7 protein-coding genes are annotated in these 16,329 nt (G+C 69.4%); 6 read left to right on the top strand and 1 reads right to left on the bottom strand.

All coding sequences use genetic code 11. The annotated features are described in order from the left end of the window. Positions 1-41 precede the first annotated feature (41 nt). The 3 genes from ACZZZB_RS05435 to ACZZZB_RS05425 all read left to right on the top strand — a co-directional run bounded on the left by ACZZZB_RS05435 (position 42) and on the right by ACZZZB_RS05425 (position 7,575). Complete coding sequence (locus ACZZZB_RS05435) at positions 42-3,557, top strand: SdrD B-like domain-containing protein (protein WP_463529152.1); 3,516 nt, start codon at positions 42-44, stop codon at positions 3,555-3,557. A gap of 179 nt (positions 3,558-3,736) precedes the next feature. Then, positions 3,737-4,873 (top strand): baeRF11 domain-containing protein, encoded by a 1,137-nt coding sequence (locus ACZZZB_RS05430; protein ID WP_137242232.1) that lies wholly within the window; start codon positions 3,737-3,739, stop codon positions 4,871-4,873. Positions 4,874-5,046: 173 nt separating this feature from the next. After that, positions 5,047-7,575 (top strand): ATP-dependent Clp protease ATP-binding subunit, encoded by a 2,529-nt coding sequence (locus ACZZZB_RS05425; protein WP_064294324.1) that lies wholly within the window; start codon positions 5,047-5,049, stop codon positions 7,573-7,575. Between the two features lie 126 nt (positions 7,576-7,701). Here the strand turns inward: ACZZZB_RS05425 and ACZZZB_RS05420 are convergent, their stop codons facing one another. After that, positions 7,702-8,628 carry a Ppx/GppA phosphatase family protein gene (locus ACZZZB_RS05420; RefSeq protein ID WP_463529151.1) on the bottom strand — a complete coding sequence of 309 codons (927 nt, stop codon included), beginning with the start codon at positions 8,626-8,628 and terminating at the stop codon, positions 7,702-7,704. Between the two features lie 282 nt (positions 8,629-8,910). Between ACZZZB_RS05420 and ACZZZB_RS05415 the strand changes: the two genes are divergently transcribed. The 3 genes from ACZZZB_RS05415 (at position 8,911) to ACZZZB_RS05405 (ending at position 16,215) form a co-directional block, all read left to right on the top strand. Further along, entirely contained in the window at positions 8,911-10,287 is a 1,377-nt protein-coding gene (locus ACZZZB_RS05415; RefSeq protein ID WP_463529150.1) for a glucose-6-phosphate dehydrogenase, read from the top strand. 248 nt (positions 10,288-10,535) lie between these two features. Further along, a complete protein-coding gene (locus ACZZZB_RS05410; protein ID WP_191940570.1) occupies positions 10,536-11,054 on the top strand; it encodes an amino-acid N-acetyltransferase in 519 nt (172 codons plus the stop codon). 259 nt (positions 11,055-11,313) lie between these two features. Continuing rightward, positions 11,314-16,215, top strand: coding sequence for an ExeM/NucH family extracellular endonuclease (locus ACZZZB_RS05405; RefSeq protein WP_463529149.1), 4,902 nt, complete (start codon positions 11,314-11,316; stop codon positions 16,213-16,215). The last annotated feature ends 114 nt before the right edge of the window (positions 16,216-16,329 follow it).

The following is a 16,329-nucleotide window of genomic DNA, read 5'->3' as shown; positions in this document are numbered from 1 at the left end:
ATCGTGTGACGGCCCCCTCTCCTCCAGAAGGTCGGACCCACGTGAACACCATCCTCTTCCGCAGGGCGCTCGGCGCCCTGTCCATCGTCGCCGTCACCGGCGGCGCCATGCTGCCGGTCACGGCACCGGACACCACCTCGACTCCCGCTGCCGCCTCGACCCAGGCGCTCGGCCTCAACACGTCACTGCAGCGCACCGCCACCGGGAGCGTTCCCTTCGATCCGGCGCCCGGTCCGGGGCTCGACGTCTCACCCGACGACGCGGTGCTGCGGTCCCACGACGCCGTGACATACACGATCGAGGCGCAGCTGCGCGGGGCCACCCGCGACAACCGGGTGGTCGTCCGACAGCGGCTGCCCGAAGGGTTGCAGTGGCCCACCGTCGATCAGTTGCCGGGGTACTGCGTCGCCGGATCGACGGTCAGTCCCGACCGCGCCGTCCTCGACTGCGTCCGCTCCGACGTCCTCCCGAACTCCGTGAGCGCCATCGAGCTCACTGCGATGCTCACCACCGCGCCGGCGAACGGCACCGTCATCAGCGCGCCGCAGGACGGTATCGAGATCATCGCCGCCGACGCCGCCGACGGGTCCGAGATCCGGGCCAGCACGACCGCACCGGATCTGGTGGTGAGCAGCGGCCCGCGCGTCAACGTCGGCGTCCGACGGGGGCCGGTCGTCGACGGCGTGCAGGAGCAGGACGGCACCGTGGGTTGGTACATCGCACACGACACCTACCTCTCGATCACCGATTTCGGCACCGATGAGGGACGCGGCGCTCGCGGATCCGGGAACGTCGTGGGCGACGTCACCTTCGTCATCGATCTCAACGGGTATCCAGCCGGCGCGCGGCTCGCGACCGTCAACCCTGAGGGGAGGCCAGTGCCGCAGAGCTGTCTCACCGGGGCCTTCGACTCCGCGGTCTTCCCGAAGGCGGCGGGCGGAGGCGACGACGCGGTCTCGGATTCCGGGACCTGGACCTGCGAGCCGGCAGCCGACGGCCGCTCCGTCCTCGTCACGGTCAGTGGGGCCGACCTGAGCGGCGACCACATCCCCTCGCGGTCCGCTTCCGGCTCTGCGATCACGGCGCAGGGCTACCTCGCCATTGGACGATTCGGCGTGTTCGTGCCCGAGGACGACGTCCCGGCGAACGGCGCCCTGCCCGTGCGGCTGGACCTCGCCGATCTCCGCGTGACGGGTGTCGCCGCGGACGGGACGCCTCTGCCGAACGCTCCGGAGCCGCTGGCGGACAACGGCGCCACGGCGACCATCGCGCAGCGCACCGGCGGCGGAGACCACGCGAGCCGGTACTCGGACCGCCGGACCGACAACCGCATGGTGCCCGGACAGAGCACGGCGGGCTCCGGCGACGGGCCTGTCGCCGGCGGCCAGCGGTTCGAGCAGACCGTCGCCTGGAACAACACCACGACGAGTGCCCTGACCGGCGCCGTGCTCTGCGCGGTGTTCGACCCGGCCACCCAGCAGGTCGGTGAGCGTCCCGGCGGAGGAGACCCTGCAGAGTTCCGCTCAACCGCCGGGGCTGTGATCGTCGAGTACGGGACGACGCCCAGCGTCGACGCCGCGGCCGACACCGAGACCCGGCAGGCGCAGATGGATGCGACCACCTGCGACGACGCCGACGACACCTGGATCGCCGACCCGTCACTCGTCGACACCGACGACATCACGAAGGTCCGTCTTCGTCCCGTCGACGGCGAGCTCCCTCCTCGCACGAGCGTGACCCTGTGGGTGCAACTGCAGGCCAGACAGGGCCTCGACGTGGGCACCATGATCACCGAGACCTACAGCATCAAGTCCTCCGGCAACGGTCCGGACCGGGAGTCGGCGACCGCCTGGGTGGAGGACGGATGGTGGCACGGCCGGTACCGCGCGTCCGAGGGCAACGCACAGTACCCCCGTGGCGATCAACTGGTCGCCGCGAACGCGGCGGTCACGCTCAACAAGCGGGCCACCTCACCGGAGGTCGCGCCTGGCGCTCCGGCACCGATCGCGGCTGGCTCACCCATCACCTTCGAGGTGCGTCCGCAGATCATCACCCCCGACGGGGTGGCCGATCGAGCCGACGCCGTGACGGTCACGGACTCCCTGCCGGCCGGATTCCTCTTCGACGAGGGTTCGGCGACCCCGGCGGCCACGACCGTGGTCCCGCAGGCGGACGGCAGCACGCTCCTCACCTGGGACCTCGGGCGGATCCGACAGGGAGCCGAGCCGGTGATCGCCTACACCGCGGTCTCGGACCGGTTCTCCGTCGGACAGTTCCTCAATCGTGCGATCGTCGCGAGTCCGGACGACCCGGGGTCCCTGACGGACTTCCCCGCGGAGCCAGGACGACTCGACTCCCACTACTCCTGGCAGTCGATGGTGGTCACCACCCCCTCCGGGCTACAGATCGACAAGCACGTCGCCCGGTCCGTCGTCGAATTCGGCGACGCGGTCGAGGTCGACGTCGTCTTCGGCAACATGAGCGCCGGGGCCGTGCAGCGCGAGGTGCGGATGATCGACGTCCTCCCGTACCCGGGCGACGAACGTGGCTCGACCGGGCAGGGCGTCCTGGCGGGTCCGGCCTCGTCGGACGGAGCGGACCTCCGCTACACGGCGGCGCCCGGTGACGCGGTCGCGAGCCACGTCGACCCCGTCGTCGACGACGGCTTCGGCACCCTGCCGGACGGAGCGCGGTGGTGCGGGGCGGACGAGTTCGGCATGACCGGCTGCCCGGCGTCCATCGCGGAGGCGACCGCGATCGAGGCCACCGTCGCCGAGCTCGCGCCGTTCGCGCCCGTGGTCGTCGCCTACGAGCTGGCGACCACCGGTGCCGCGGTCGACGCGCGGTTCGTGAACGACGCCGTCGTGCACTCCGCGACGCAATCGCTCGGCGCACAATCGCCTCAGGTCGCGGCCCAGTTGGTGAGCTCGGCGCTCGGCGAACGCATCTGGTGGGATCTCGACGCGAACGGGCTCGACGACGACGGGCTCGACGGGACGCCGGGGCCTGGTGTCGCAGACGTCGAGCTCGAACTGACCGGCACCGACAAGCGCGGTGAGCCGGTCACCCGGACCGCCATGACCGACGCCGACGGACGGTACCGGTTCGACGCGGTCCTCTCCGGTGCCTACCGGATCGACGTGCGACTCCCGGACGACCTGGTGGCCGACGCCACGTCGCCTCGGGTCGGCGACGACGATCTCCGGAACTCCGCGATCGACCCTGCGGAGTGGGTCATGCCGGACATCGTGATCGCCGACCCGTCGCCGAGCGGAGCCGACGGCGAGGACCTCCGTTGGAACGGCGGTCTCATCGCGACCGAGCCCGGGACCGGCCCGGAGCCGGAACAGCCGGGCGCGACGCCGGGTGCGCCGGAGGCCACGACCGGCCGGGACACCGCGAGTCCGCTCGCGGTCACCGGCGCCGGGCTCACGTCCGGCGCCCTCCTCGCGGCTGGCTTGCTCGTCGTCGCCGGTTTGCTCGTCTTGGCGCTGCGACGGGGGCGACGGCTCGTCGCATCGGAGCATCCGACGGAGCGCACGGTCACGACCGAGTGACGAGGCCGTGAATCGGGCCGCGGGATCGATGTCCCGCGGCCCGACCCGGCTCCGAATGTCCGCAGAATCGACCCCGGGTCAGCGGGTGGGCGCTCCCTATACTGGGGTCAAGTCAGGCCCACGACGGCGTCGCCTGCTCCCGGTCGACCCTTCGCCTGACGCGATCGAAGGAGGCATCAGTGCACCACACCGATATTCCGACCCGCTCCGACATCGTCGAGCTCGCCACCGCTCGCGAGCCGGGCAGCGTGTCGATCATCCTCGCGACGAGCACCAACCCCTCGGATACGAGCCATATCCGCCTGGACCTCAAGAACCAGGTGAAGGTGGCGGTCGAGCAGCTGACGGCCGCGGGAGCAGACCGGGCGGCGATCGCGACGTTCACGCAGCAGGTCGACGACCTCCAGGAGGATCCGGACTTCCTCCGCTACCTGTCGTCGAGTCTGGCGCTGTACATCAGCCCGAGCCTCACGCGCTACTTCCGCGTCCCGAACATCCTCCAGTCCTGCACGGAGGTCTCGGACCGCTTCTTCATCAAGCCGTTGATGCGTGCGCTCACCTTCCCGCAATCGGCCTATGTCCTGGCGCTCGCGCAGAGCGGTGTGCGACTCGTCGCCGTCTCGCGCGATCTGCCGGCCACGAGCATCGAGCTCGAGGGTGTCCCCGCCGACGTGGCCGCGGCCGCGGGTGTCGACTCGATCCGGGGTCGCGGTTCCGACGGACGCAGCCCCCAGGGACGCATCCAGGGCTCCGAAGGACAGAAGGTCCGGATGCAGGAATACGCGCAGGCGATCAACAAGGCGTTGTCGCCGGTGCTCGCCGGCTCGAAGGAGCCGCTCATCCTCGCGGGCGCCGAACCGATGACGGGGATCTTCCGGTCCGTCTCGAGCTACAAGCACCTTGTGAAGCCCGAGATCGAGGGCAACCAGCAGGAGCGCTCGGACGAGCAGCTCGCCGCTGCGGCCCGCCCGATCCTCGACGAGCTGTACGCCGCGGAGCTGCACGCGCTGTGCGAGGAGTTCGGCACCCGCGCGTCGAACGGCCGTGCCGTGACCGACCTCGGCGACGTGGCACGCGCCGCGACGGCGAACGCGGTCGACACCCTGTTCGTCGACATCGACAGCAACCTGCCGGGCACGGTCGACGAGACCACCGGTGTCGTCACGCTCGCCGACGATGCCGACGCGACGAACTACGGCGTGATCGACGAGATCCTCCGCCGGGCGCTGCTCTCCGACGCCCGGATCCTCGCCGTCCGTGCCGACGACGTCCCTGGTGGGGGCGCCCTCGCGGCGACCGTCCGGTTCCCGGTCTGACCGAGCCGCGATCAGCCGACACCCGCAGCGCACGTGCCCGGTGCACGTGCGCTGCGGCGTTCCCGGTGGCCGCGCATCACGCCCACGGCGAACAGGGGCGAAGAGAGCTGCGGCGGTCGTTACGCTCCTACTAACGGCATCACCACCCTGCCCGGTGCCGGAGGAGAGTGATCATGTTCGAGAGATTCACCGACCGTGCGCGTCGTGTCGTCGTCCTGGCCCAGGAAGAGGCCAAGATGCTCAACCACAACTACATCGGGACCGAGCACATCCTGCTCGGCCTCATCCACGAGGGAGAAGGAGTCGCCGCCAAGGCACTCGAGTCCCTCGGGATCTCCCTCGATGCCGTCCGCGAGCAGGTCACCGACATCATCGGCACCGGCCAGCAGCAGCCGACGGGACACATCCCGTTCACGCCGCGCGCCAAGAAGGTGCTGGAGCTGAGCCTGCGCGAAGCGCTGCAGCTCGGCCACAACTACATCGGCACGGAGCACATCCTGCTCGGCCTCATCCGCGAGGGCGAGGGCGTCGCAGCCCAGGTCCTCGTGAAGCTCGGCGCCGACCTCAACCGCGTGCGCCAGCAGGTCATCCAGCTGCTGTCCGGCTACCAGGGCAAGGAAGCAGCCCCGGTCGGCGGCAACCAGAGTGAGCAGCAGGCACAGGGCGGGTCGCAGATCCTCGACCAGTTCGGCCGCAACCTCACGCAGGCCGCGCGCGACAACAAGCTCGACCCGGTCATCGGTCGCGACAAGGAGATGGAGCGGGTCATGCAGATCCTCTCCCGTCGCTCGAAGAACAACCCGGTCCTCATCGGTGAGCCCGGCGTCGGCAAGACCGCCGTCGTCGAGGGTCTCGCCCAGGCGATCGTCAAGGGCGATGTCCCGGAGACGCTGAAGGACAAGCAGCTGTACTCGCTCGACCTCGGCTCGCTCATCGCCGGTAGCCGCTACCGCGGTGACTTCGAGGAGCGCCTGAAGAAGGTCACCAAGGAGATCCGCACCCGCGGCGACATCATCGTCTTCATCGACGAGATCCACACCCTCGTGGGTGCCGGTGCCGCCGAAGGCGCGATCGACGCGGCCTCCATCCTCAAGCCGCTGCTCGCCCGCGGTGAGCTCCAGACCATCGGTGCCACCACGCTCGACGAGTACCGCAAGCACTTCGAGAAGGACGCCGCACTCGAGCGTCGCTTCCAGCCGATCCAGGTCATGGAGCCTTCGCTGCCCCACACGATCAACATCCTCAAGGGGCTGCGCGACCGGTACGAGGCACACCACAAGGTGTCCATCACCGACGGTGCGCTCGTCTCGGCGGCGAACCTCGCCGACCGGTACATCTCCGACCGCTTCCTGCCCGACAAGGCCATCGACCTGATCGACGAGGCCGGTGCACGCCTGCGTCTGTCGATCCTCTCGAGCCCGCCTGAGCTGCGCGAGTTCGACGACAAGATCGCCGGCGTCCGCGAGGCCAAGGAGACGGCAATCGAGGAGCAGGACTTCGAGAAGGCGGCGTCCCTCCGCGACGAGGAGAAGAACCTCCTCGGCGAGCGTCTGCGCCTCGAGAAGCAGTGGCGCTCGGGCGACGTCAAGACGACCGCCGAGGTCGACGAGGGCCTGATCGCCGAGGTGCTCGCCCAGGCGACCGGCATCCCCGTCTTCAAGCTCACGGAGGAGGAGTCCTCGCGACTCGTCTTCATGGAGAAGGCGCTGCACCAGCGGGTCATCGGTCAGGAGGAGGCCATCTCGGCGCTCTCCAAGACCATCCGCCGCACGCGTGCCGGCCTCAAGGACCCGAAGCGCCCCTCGGGCTCGTTCATCTTCGCCGGCCCCACGGGTGTCGGTAAGACCGAGCTCGCGAAGGCGCTCGCCGAGTTCCTGTTCGACGACGAAGGCGCGCTGATCTCCCTCGACATGTCGGAGTACGGCGAGAAGCACACGGTCTCGCGACTGTTCGGTGCTCCTCCCGGGTTCGTCGGCTTCGAAGAGGGTGGCCAGCTCACCGAGAAGGTGCGTCGCAAGCCGTTCAGCGTCGTGCTCTTCGACGAGATCGAGAAGGCCCACCCCGACATCTTCAACTCGCTCCTCCAGATCCTGGAAGAGGGCCGGTTGACGGATGGTCAGGGTCGCGTCGTCGACTTCAAGAACACCGTCATCATCATGACCACCAACCTCGGTGCTCGTGACATCGCCGGTGGTCCCGTCGGCTTCCAGATCGAGGGCAACGCCTCGACCGGGTACGACATCATGCGCGGCAAGGTGAACGAGGAGCTGAAGAAGCACTTCAAGCCCGAGTTCCTGAACCGTGTCGACGACATCATCGTGTTCCCGCAGCTGTCGAAGCCGGAGCTCCTGCAGATCGTGGACCTGTTCACGAAGCGTCTCTCGGAGCGTCTGCTCGACCGCGACATGACGATCGAGCTCACGCTGCCGGCGAAGGAGCGCCTCATCGAGGTCGGCTTCGACCCGACCCTCGGTGCGCGTCCGCTGCGTCGTGCGATGCAGCGCGAGGTCGAGGACCAGCTCAGCGAGCAGATCCTCCACGGCGAGCTCAACGCCGGCGACCACGTGCACGTCGACTTCGTGAACGGCGCGTTCGCCTTCACGACCTCGGCTCGCGGTGAGTCGGTCGGTGCCGGCGTCAACGCGCAGGCGTCGCTCGGTACGGGTTCGGCCACGCCGGATCTCGCGATCACGGGCGAGTAGTCCCGAGTCACCGAAGGCCCCCACTCCGCGGAGTGGGGGCCTTCGTCGTGTCGGGAGTGTTCGTTCGCCCATCTTCGGGCGATTCGGCGCTCACTCGCCCAAACCTGGGCGAGCAAACGGCGGCGGTCAGCCGAGGCGGTCCAGGTACCGGAGGATGATGCCCTCGCGGAGCGCCCAGGGGGAGACGTCGAGCTCGCGGACGCGGAAGGCGGCCATCGCCTCGGACAGGACGATGCCGCCGGCGACGATCTGGAAGGTCCGGTCGGCGGTGATCCCGGGGAGCGCGGGGCGGGCCTCAGCCGGAATGCGGGCGAGGCGCGGGATCCAGTCGTCGAGCTGGCTGCGCCGGAGCAGCGACCGTTCGGTGCCACCGATGCCGTCGGCCACCGATCCTGCGAGGCGTGCGAGGGAGCGGATGGTCTTGGACGACCCGACGACGTGATGGGCGTCGGGCTCCTCGGCGAACGCGGGGAGTGCAGCGGTGAGCACCTCGCGGGCGTGCAGGCGGAGTGCCTCCTGCTGTGCGGCGGTCGGTGGGTCGTCGTGGAGGAAGCCGACGGTGGAGCGTCCGGCGCCGAGCGGGAGGGAGATCGCGACATCGGGGTACTCGTCGCCGCCGGCCGCGATCTCGAGTGAGCCGCCGCCGATGTCGAGGAGGAGCATCTCGCCGGCCGACCAGCCGTACCAGCGGCGGACGGCGAGGAAGGTGAGCTTCGCCTCGTCGTCACCGGAGAGGACCTGCAGGGCGATGCCGGTCCGTTCCTCGACGAGGGCGAGGACCTCCGGCCCGTTCGTCGCCTCGCGGATGGCCGAGGTCGCCATCGAGAGCAGTTCGTCGAGGCCGCTCTCCCGGGCGATCGCCGCCGCTGCACCGATCGACTCGAGGATCACCGCGACGCCCTCCTCGCTGATCGATCCATCCGGCGTGAGGTATCGCATGAGTCGCAGCACCGACTTGTGCGACGACTGGGGGACCGGCCGCGCTCCCGGGTGGGCGTCGACGATGAGCAGGTGGACGGTGTTCGATCCCACGTCGAGGACTCCGAGTCGCATGCGCTCACAGTACTGCCTGCCCGCCCGGGTCTGCTGTGGTCGGTCGCCAGCGCGGTGCGCTGACGTGAGCGCGGGTCCAGGGCGTGAGCGCGGGTCTCCGGAGGGGCGCGCCCACGTCCCTGACCAGCGGTGAGGCCGATACCGCGCCACTCGCGTCAGCGCACCGCGCTGACGCCCACAACCTCCGCTCGCGTCAGCGCACCGCACTGGACCGGGGTGGGGTGGACCTCGGGAGGGCGCAAGGCCGCGCGACCTCGTCGGCGCACCGCGTAGGATCGCCGCATGACCGCCGCCACCTCGGAATCCTCCGCCCCTCGAACCCTTGTGATCCTCGGTGCCGGAGGCGATCTCACGGCCCGACTCCTGTTGCCCGGACTCGCGTCGCTCCTCGCCTCCCCGCGTGGCGAGGCGGTGCGCCTCATCGGGGTCGACCGCTCCGAGTCGAGCGACGAGGCCTGGCGGAAGCGCGTCGAGACCGCGTTCGCGGACGCCCCGTCGAAGCTCGCTCAGACGATCGTAGCCGAGACCGCCTACGTGCAGGCCGACGTCTCCGATCCGGCGTCGCTCGAACGGGTCCTCGCGGCCGCCGGACCGAACGTCGCCCTCTACTTCGCCCTGCCGCCCGCCATCACCCTGCTCGCCTGCAAGGCGCTCCGGAAGCTGGAGCTCCCCAAGGGCATCATGCTCGCCCTCGAGAAGCCGTTCGGCACCGACTACGCCTCCGCCCGCTCGCTCAACCGCCTGCTCCAGCACCTGGTGCCGGAGGAGCAGGTGTTCCGCGTCGACCACTTCCTCGGCAAGTCGACGGTTCTCAACCTGCTGGGCCTGCGCTTCGCGAACCGCATCTTCGAACCGCTCCTCTCCGCCGACAACGTCGAACGGGTCGACATCGTCTTCGACGAGCAGCTGGCCCTCGAGGGTCGCGCCGGATACTACGACCGTGCGGGCGCGCTGATCGACATGATCCAGAGTCACCTGCTCCTCGTCCTCGCATTCGCGGCCATGGAGCCACCGGCGAGCGTCGACGCCGAGGATCTGCGCGGCGGCATGGCCCAGGTGCTGCGGGCGACCCGTCCGTGGAAGGCGAACGGCACGGAGAGTCGGCGGGCACGCTACGGCGCCGGGACGATCGGCGACCGCGAGCTGCCCGCCTACATCGACGAGCAGGGTGTGGACCCGTCGCACCACACGGAGACGCTCGCCGAGATGACGCTCGCGATCGACAACTGGCGTTGGGCCGGTGTCCCGTTCGTGCTGCGCTCCGGGAAGGCTTTGGCGGACACCCGTCAGGAGATCGTCTTCACCTTCAAGCCGGTGCCGCACCTCCCGTCCGGCCTGCACGGCATGAAGACCCCGGCGCGGCTCCGCATCGGCCTGAAGCCGGCGTCGCTCGACCTCGACCTGATGATCAACGGCGAGGACGACCCCTTCGAACTTGACCCGGTCGCCCTCCACGCCGAACTCCAGGCCGGGCAGCTCAGTGCCTACGGCGAGGTCCTGTCGAGCATCCTCGAGGGAGACCCGACCCTGTCGGTGCGCGGTGACGTCGCCGAGCAGTGCTGGCGGATCGTGGCGCCCGTCCTCAAGGCGTGGCGCAAGGACGAGGTGTCGATCGACACCTACCCGGCCGGCACCGCGGGCCCGAGGTCCTGGCACTGATCCGCCCCTCGTGATCCGGTGCCGCCACTCCGATGTCCGGCGCCAGCGCGGTGCGCTGACGTGAGCGCGCCCCACCGGACCGAGCGCGCCGCTCTGGAGGCCCGCGCTCACGCGGCTGGGTCGCGCTCACGCCGCTTCGGCAGCGCTCGCGCGAGAGCACCGCGCTGACGCCCACCGGCCCGCGCTCGGTCGGGAGCATCGCGCTGGCGTCAGTAGACTTCTCGGAGGTTCTGACAGGAGGAGGCGGGATGGTCGAGCAGGCTCAGCAGGGGTATGTCGTCCGTCGCGCCCGCACGAGCGACGTCCGACGCATCCAGGCGCTCGTGGAACCACTCGTGCAGCAGCGCATCCTCCTCGGCAAGGACGACGTCGTCTTCTACGAAGCGGTCCAGGAGTTCCGCGTCGCCGAGACACCCGACGGCGAACTCATCGGCTGCGGCGCGCTGCACGTCATCTGGGAGGACCTCGGTGAGGTCCGCACGCTCGCCGTCTCCGCCGACCACCTCGGCACCGGGGTCGGTCACGCGCTCGTCGAGCGCCTCGAGCACGACGCGGTCGAGCTCGGCCTGCGTCGCCTGTTCTGCCTGACCTTCGAAACCGGCTTCTTCACGAAGCACGGCTATCAGGAGATCGGCGAGGAGATCGTCCCACCCGAGGTCTACGCACAGCTCGTGCGCTCGTCGGACGAAGGTGTCGCGGAGTTCCTCGACCTCGCGCGGGTCAAGCCGAATACGCTCGGTAACACCCGCATGCTCAAGCTGCTCTGAACCACAGCTTGAAGGTTGGTGCTCGTCGGAGTGATCGATGAGACCGTTCACAACGCCCTGCTGATCAGCGCTTTCCTTCGATTTCATCGCGAACCCCGTGCTCAGATGAGCAGGCCCGGATTTACGTGCCGTTCACATTCACGGTGGTCTTCCGTCACGCATGTCGGTTAGCTTGTGAGGCACTACCCATCGTCTATGCCTCGAATGGGGGTGCGTTGTCGCGCGCTCCGAACGAGGACGGCCCTCGATTCGGAGCCACATGTCGTTCAAACACCCGTGGAGGCTGTCCGCCTTCGCCGCCCTTGCCGGGCTCGTCGCCGCACCCCTCGTGGCGACACCAGCCGTCGCCTCGACCGACGGCCTCGGCGTCGTCATCAACGAGGCCTACCTCTCGGGCGGGAGCGCGAACGCGCCCTACCTGAACAAGTTCGTCGAGCTCTACAACCCGAGCGACGCGGCAGTCGACGTCAGCGGCTGGTCGGTCCAGTACCGCTCGGCGACCAGCACCGCGGTGTCGTCGACGACGGTTCCGCTCTCCGGGAAGATCGCGGCCGGTGGCTACTTCCTCGTTTCAGGCAGCAGCAACGGCGCGGTCGGCGCGGCTCTGCCGACACCCGACGTGGCCAGCGAGCTGAACGCGTCGGGCTCCAAGGGCACGATCGCCCTCGTCGCCTCGACCTCCCCAGTGACCCTCACGGCCGGCTCCGTCGTCGGTGACCCGGCTGTCGTCGACCTCCTCGGCTACGGCACGTCGAACACCTTCGAGACGGCTGCCTCACCGTCGCCGTCGGGCAACAGCGTCCCGCAGTCGATCGTGCGCACCGCCTTCGCCGACACCGACAGCAACGCCGCCGACTTCACGCTCAGCGACACGGTCACGCCGCAGAACAGCGCGGGCGACACCCCGGTCGACCCCGAGCCCACACCGGAGCCGACCCCTGAACCCACCGACCCGACCACCCCGGTCGAGCCCGGCACGGCGACGATCGCGGAGATCCAGGGCACCGGCGCCGCGAGCACGATGGTCGGCCAGACGGTCACCACCACGGGCTTCGTCACCGCGAGCTTCCCGACCGGCGGCTTCAACGGCTACTACCTGCAGACCGCGGGCACCGGTGGAGCGATCGACCCCGCGACGCACCTCGCGTCCGACGGTGTCTTCGTCTACTCGCCGGCCACCGTCGGCTCCGTCACCGTCGGCCAGTACCTGCAGGTCACCGGCGTCGTGGACGAGTACTACGGCCTGACGCAGCTGAAGGTCACGGACGCGGCCGCCGTCACGGCACTCGATGCCACCGGCGTCACCGCACCGACCGCCGCGAGTGTCGCCTTCCCGGCGACCGACGAGGAGCGCGAACGCCTCGAGGGCATGCTGCTCGACCCCGCCGGCGACTACACGGTCACCGACACCTACAGCACGAACCGCTACGGCGAGGTCGCGCTCGCGGCATCGACGACGCCGTTCGTCACGCCGACGGTCCTCGGCAAGCCCGGTTCCGCTGAGGCGCTCGCGGCCGCGGCCCGTGTGCCGGCGGAGAAGGTCGTCCTCGACGACGGCTCCACCGTGGACTTCTCGAAGGCTGAGAACACGGGCATCCCGCTCCCGTACGTCTCGACCACCGCGCCCGTCCGGGTCGGTGCCGCCGTCGACTTCACCGCACCGGTCGTCTTCGACTTCCGCAACAGCAACTGGAAGTTCCAGCCCACGCAGCACCTCACCGGCGCCAACGCCGCGGATGTGCAGCCGGCGTCCTTCGAGAACACCCGCTCCACCTCGCCTCGCGGGGTCGGCGGCGACGTGTCCCTCGCGACCTTCAACGTGCTCAACTACTTCGCCACCACCGGCGACTCGCGCACCGGCTGCACCTTCTTCACTGACCGTGAGGGCGGCAAGACGACCGTCGACGACTCCGATGCCGCCGGTTGCGGCGTCCGAGGAGCGGCGACGGCCGAGAGCCTGGCGCGTCAGCAGGCGAAGATCGTCTCGGCGATCAACGCCCTCGACGCGGACGTCGTCTCGCTCGAGGAGATCCAGAACTCCGCTTCGATCGGTCTCGACCGTGACGACGCGCTGAAGACCCTGACCGCGGCGCTCAACGCCGATGCCGGTGCGGGCACCTGGACGTTCGTCCCGTCGCCCGCGAAGGTCCCCGCGGACGAGGACGTCATCCGGACGGCGTTCATCTACAAGTCGGCCGCCGTCGAGACCGTCGGTGAGTCGCGCATCCTGCTCGACGAGCCGGCCTTCGACAACGCCCGTGAGCCAGACGCGCAGGCGTTCAAGCCCAAGGGTGCGGACGACGCGGCGACGTTCCTCGTGATCGCGAACCACTTCAAGTCGAAGAGCACTTCCAAGGCCGCGACGGGCGACAACGCCAACACCGGCCAGGGCGCCTTCACCGGCGACCGCACGCGTCAGGCCAAGGCCCTCGTGACCTTCGCCGACACGGTCTCGAAGGACATCGGCACGAAGAAGGTCTTCCTCGTCGGTGACTTCAACTCCTACGACGCCGAGGACCCGCTGGACGTGCTCCGCGACGCCGGCTACATCAGCCAGGAGGCCAAGACCGGCGAGTACACCTACGCGTTCGACGGTGCGGTCGGGTCCCTCGACCACATCTTCGCGTCGCCGGAAGCAGACCAGAGCGTCACCGGTGCCGACGTGTGGAACATCAACTCCGTCGAGTCGATCGCCCTCGAGTACTCCCGCTACAACGCGAACGTGACCGACTTCAACGTGCCGGACATGTTCCGCTCGAGCGACCACGACCCCGTGATCATCGGCATCAGCGCCGACGCGAGCGAGTCTGCGACCGTCAACCTGCTCAACATCAACGACTTCCACGGTCGGATCGACGCCAACACGACGAAGTTCGCGGGCACGATCGAGCAGCTCAAGGCGATGTTCGCACCCGACCAGACGGCGTTCATCTCCGCTGGTGACAACATCGGTGCCTCGCTCTTCGCTTCGTCGTCGCAGCAGGACCAGCCGACGATCGACGTGCTCAACGCACTCGGCCTGAAGGCCTCCGCAGTGGGCAACCACGAGTTCGACCAGGGCTACGGTGACCTCGTCGACCGCGTCATGGCCGATGGGAAGAACGCGGCCTGGCCGTACCTCGGGGCAAACGTGTACCAGAAGGGCACGAAGAAGCCGGCGCTCGAGGAGTACACGATCCTCGACATCGACGGAGTGAAGGTCGCCGTCGTCGGTGCCATCACCCAGGAGACGCCGACGCTCGTGTCGCCCGCCGGCATCGCCGACCTCGATTTCGGGGACCCGGTCGAGGCCGTGAACCGCGTCGCTGCCCAGCTGACCGACGGCGACGAGTCCAACGGTGAGGCGGACGTCATCGTCGCCGAGTACCACGAGGGTGCCGGAGCCGGCACGCCGGACGGCGCGACCCTCGAGCAGGAGCTCGCCGAACAGAGCGCCTTCACCGAGATCGTCACCACGACGAGCGCGGACGTCGACGCCATCTTCACCGGCCACACGCACAAGCAGTACGCGTGGGACGCTCCGATCCCCGGCGTGACCGGCAAGACCCGCCCGGTGCTCCAGACCGGCAGCTACGGCGAGTTCATCGGTCAGATCACGCTGACCGTCGACCGCGCGTCGGGTGACGTCACCGCCTACACGGCGAAGAACGTCGCACGCACCACGGTGGCCGAGGCCGACCTGGTCAAGCAGTTCCCGGCGGTCGCGACGGTCAAGACGATCACCGACAAGGCCCTCGCGGTCGCGGCGGAGATCGGCAACCAGAAGATCGGTGAGGCGAAGGCCGACATCACCCGCGCGTTCAACAACGGGGTGAAGGACGACCGCGGCGCCGAGTCGACGCTCGGTGCGCTCGTCGCCGACTCGCTCCGTGCCTCGCTCTCGAGTGCCGACCGGGGCGGAGCCGACATCGGCATCGTCAACCCGGGTGGCATGCGTGAGGAGATCCTCGCGGGCGACATCACGTACGCCGAGGCGAACGCGGTGCTGCCGTTCCTCAACAACCTGTGGACGACCTCGCTCACGGGTGCACAGTTCAAGACCGTGCTCGAGCAGCAGTGGCAGCTCGACGCGGCCGGGAACGTCCCGTCCCGTCCGTACCTGCAGCTCGGACTGTCGTCGAACGTGCAGTACACGTTCGACCCCACGAAGGCCCAGGGACAGCGGATCACGAGCATCACGGTGAACGGTGCGCCGATCGACCCGAGCAAGAGCTACCGGATCGGCTCCTTCAGCTTCCTGCTGCAGGGTGGCGACAACTTCCGTGAGTTCGCGAACGGCACGGACACGCGCGATTCCGGTCTCGTCGACCGCGACGCGTGGATCGCCTACCTGACGGCGAACAGCCCGGTATCCCCGGACTTCGCCCGCCAGAGCGTGCAGGTCACGAACGCGCCGACCGCAGCGGTCGCCGCTGGGAAGACGGTCTCGTTCGACGTCGCGAAGCTCGACCTCACCTCGACCGGCAGCCCGGTGAACACCTCGCTGGCGATCGAACTCAACGGCTCGCCGATCGGGACGGTCCCGGTCACCGCGGGTGCAGCAACGGTGTCCTTCACCGTGCCGGCGGGTACCGCTGACGGCGCGGCGACGGTGCGCCTCACGGCACTCGAGTCGGGGACGACGCTGACGGTGCCGCTCACGGTCGCGACGCCGCCGGTGGTCACGCCGCCGACGCCCGCACCGGAGTCCGCGCTCATCCAGGCGCTCAAGGACCTGATCAAGGCGATCACCGACTTCATCATCGGCAAGCTCGCCACGATCCACGTCGGCAAGGAGTACGCCGGCACCTGGGTCAGCGTCTGGCTGCACTCCGACCCGATCCTCGTCAGCGACGGCCTCGTGCAGGTCGACGCGGACGGCAACGTGCAGGTCACGGTTCCTGAGGACGCCCCGGTCGGTGCCCACCGCCTCGTCGTCCAGGACGCCGACGGCAACGTCATCGGCTGGCAGGACATCGTCGTGCAGGCTGCGGCGGTCGACCCGGGCACCCAGCCCGGAGCGGGCGGCGGGACCGGTTCGGGAACGGCCGGCGGAAGCCAGGACGGCAGCCTGAGCAAGACCGGTGCCGAGCCGTGGGGGAACGCGGCGCTCGCCGCACTGCTCCTCGTCGGTGGCCTCGCGCTCGTGATCGCCCGTCGTCGCTCGGCGCAGCAGCTCTAGCCGCTCGCACCACCCAGCACCACCCAGCATCATCCCGATGCCCCGTCATCGGTCGGACCACGGTCCGCACCGACGGCGGGGCATCGGGCGTTTCCGCGCCACTGCACTTAATCT

The sequence above is a fragment of the Plantibacter sp. AC185 genome, assembly GCF_979258065.1.
Note: the sequence above shows the minus strand (reverse complement) of the source record. Positions and strands in the feature narration are given on the sequence as shown.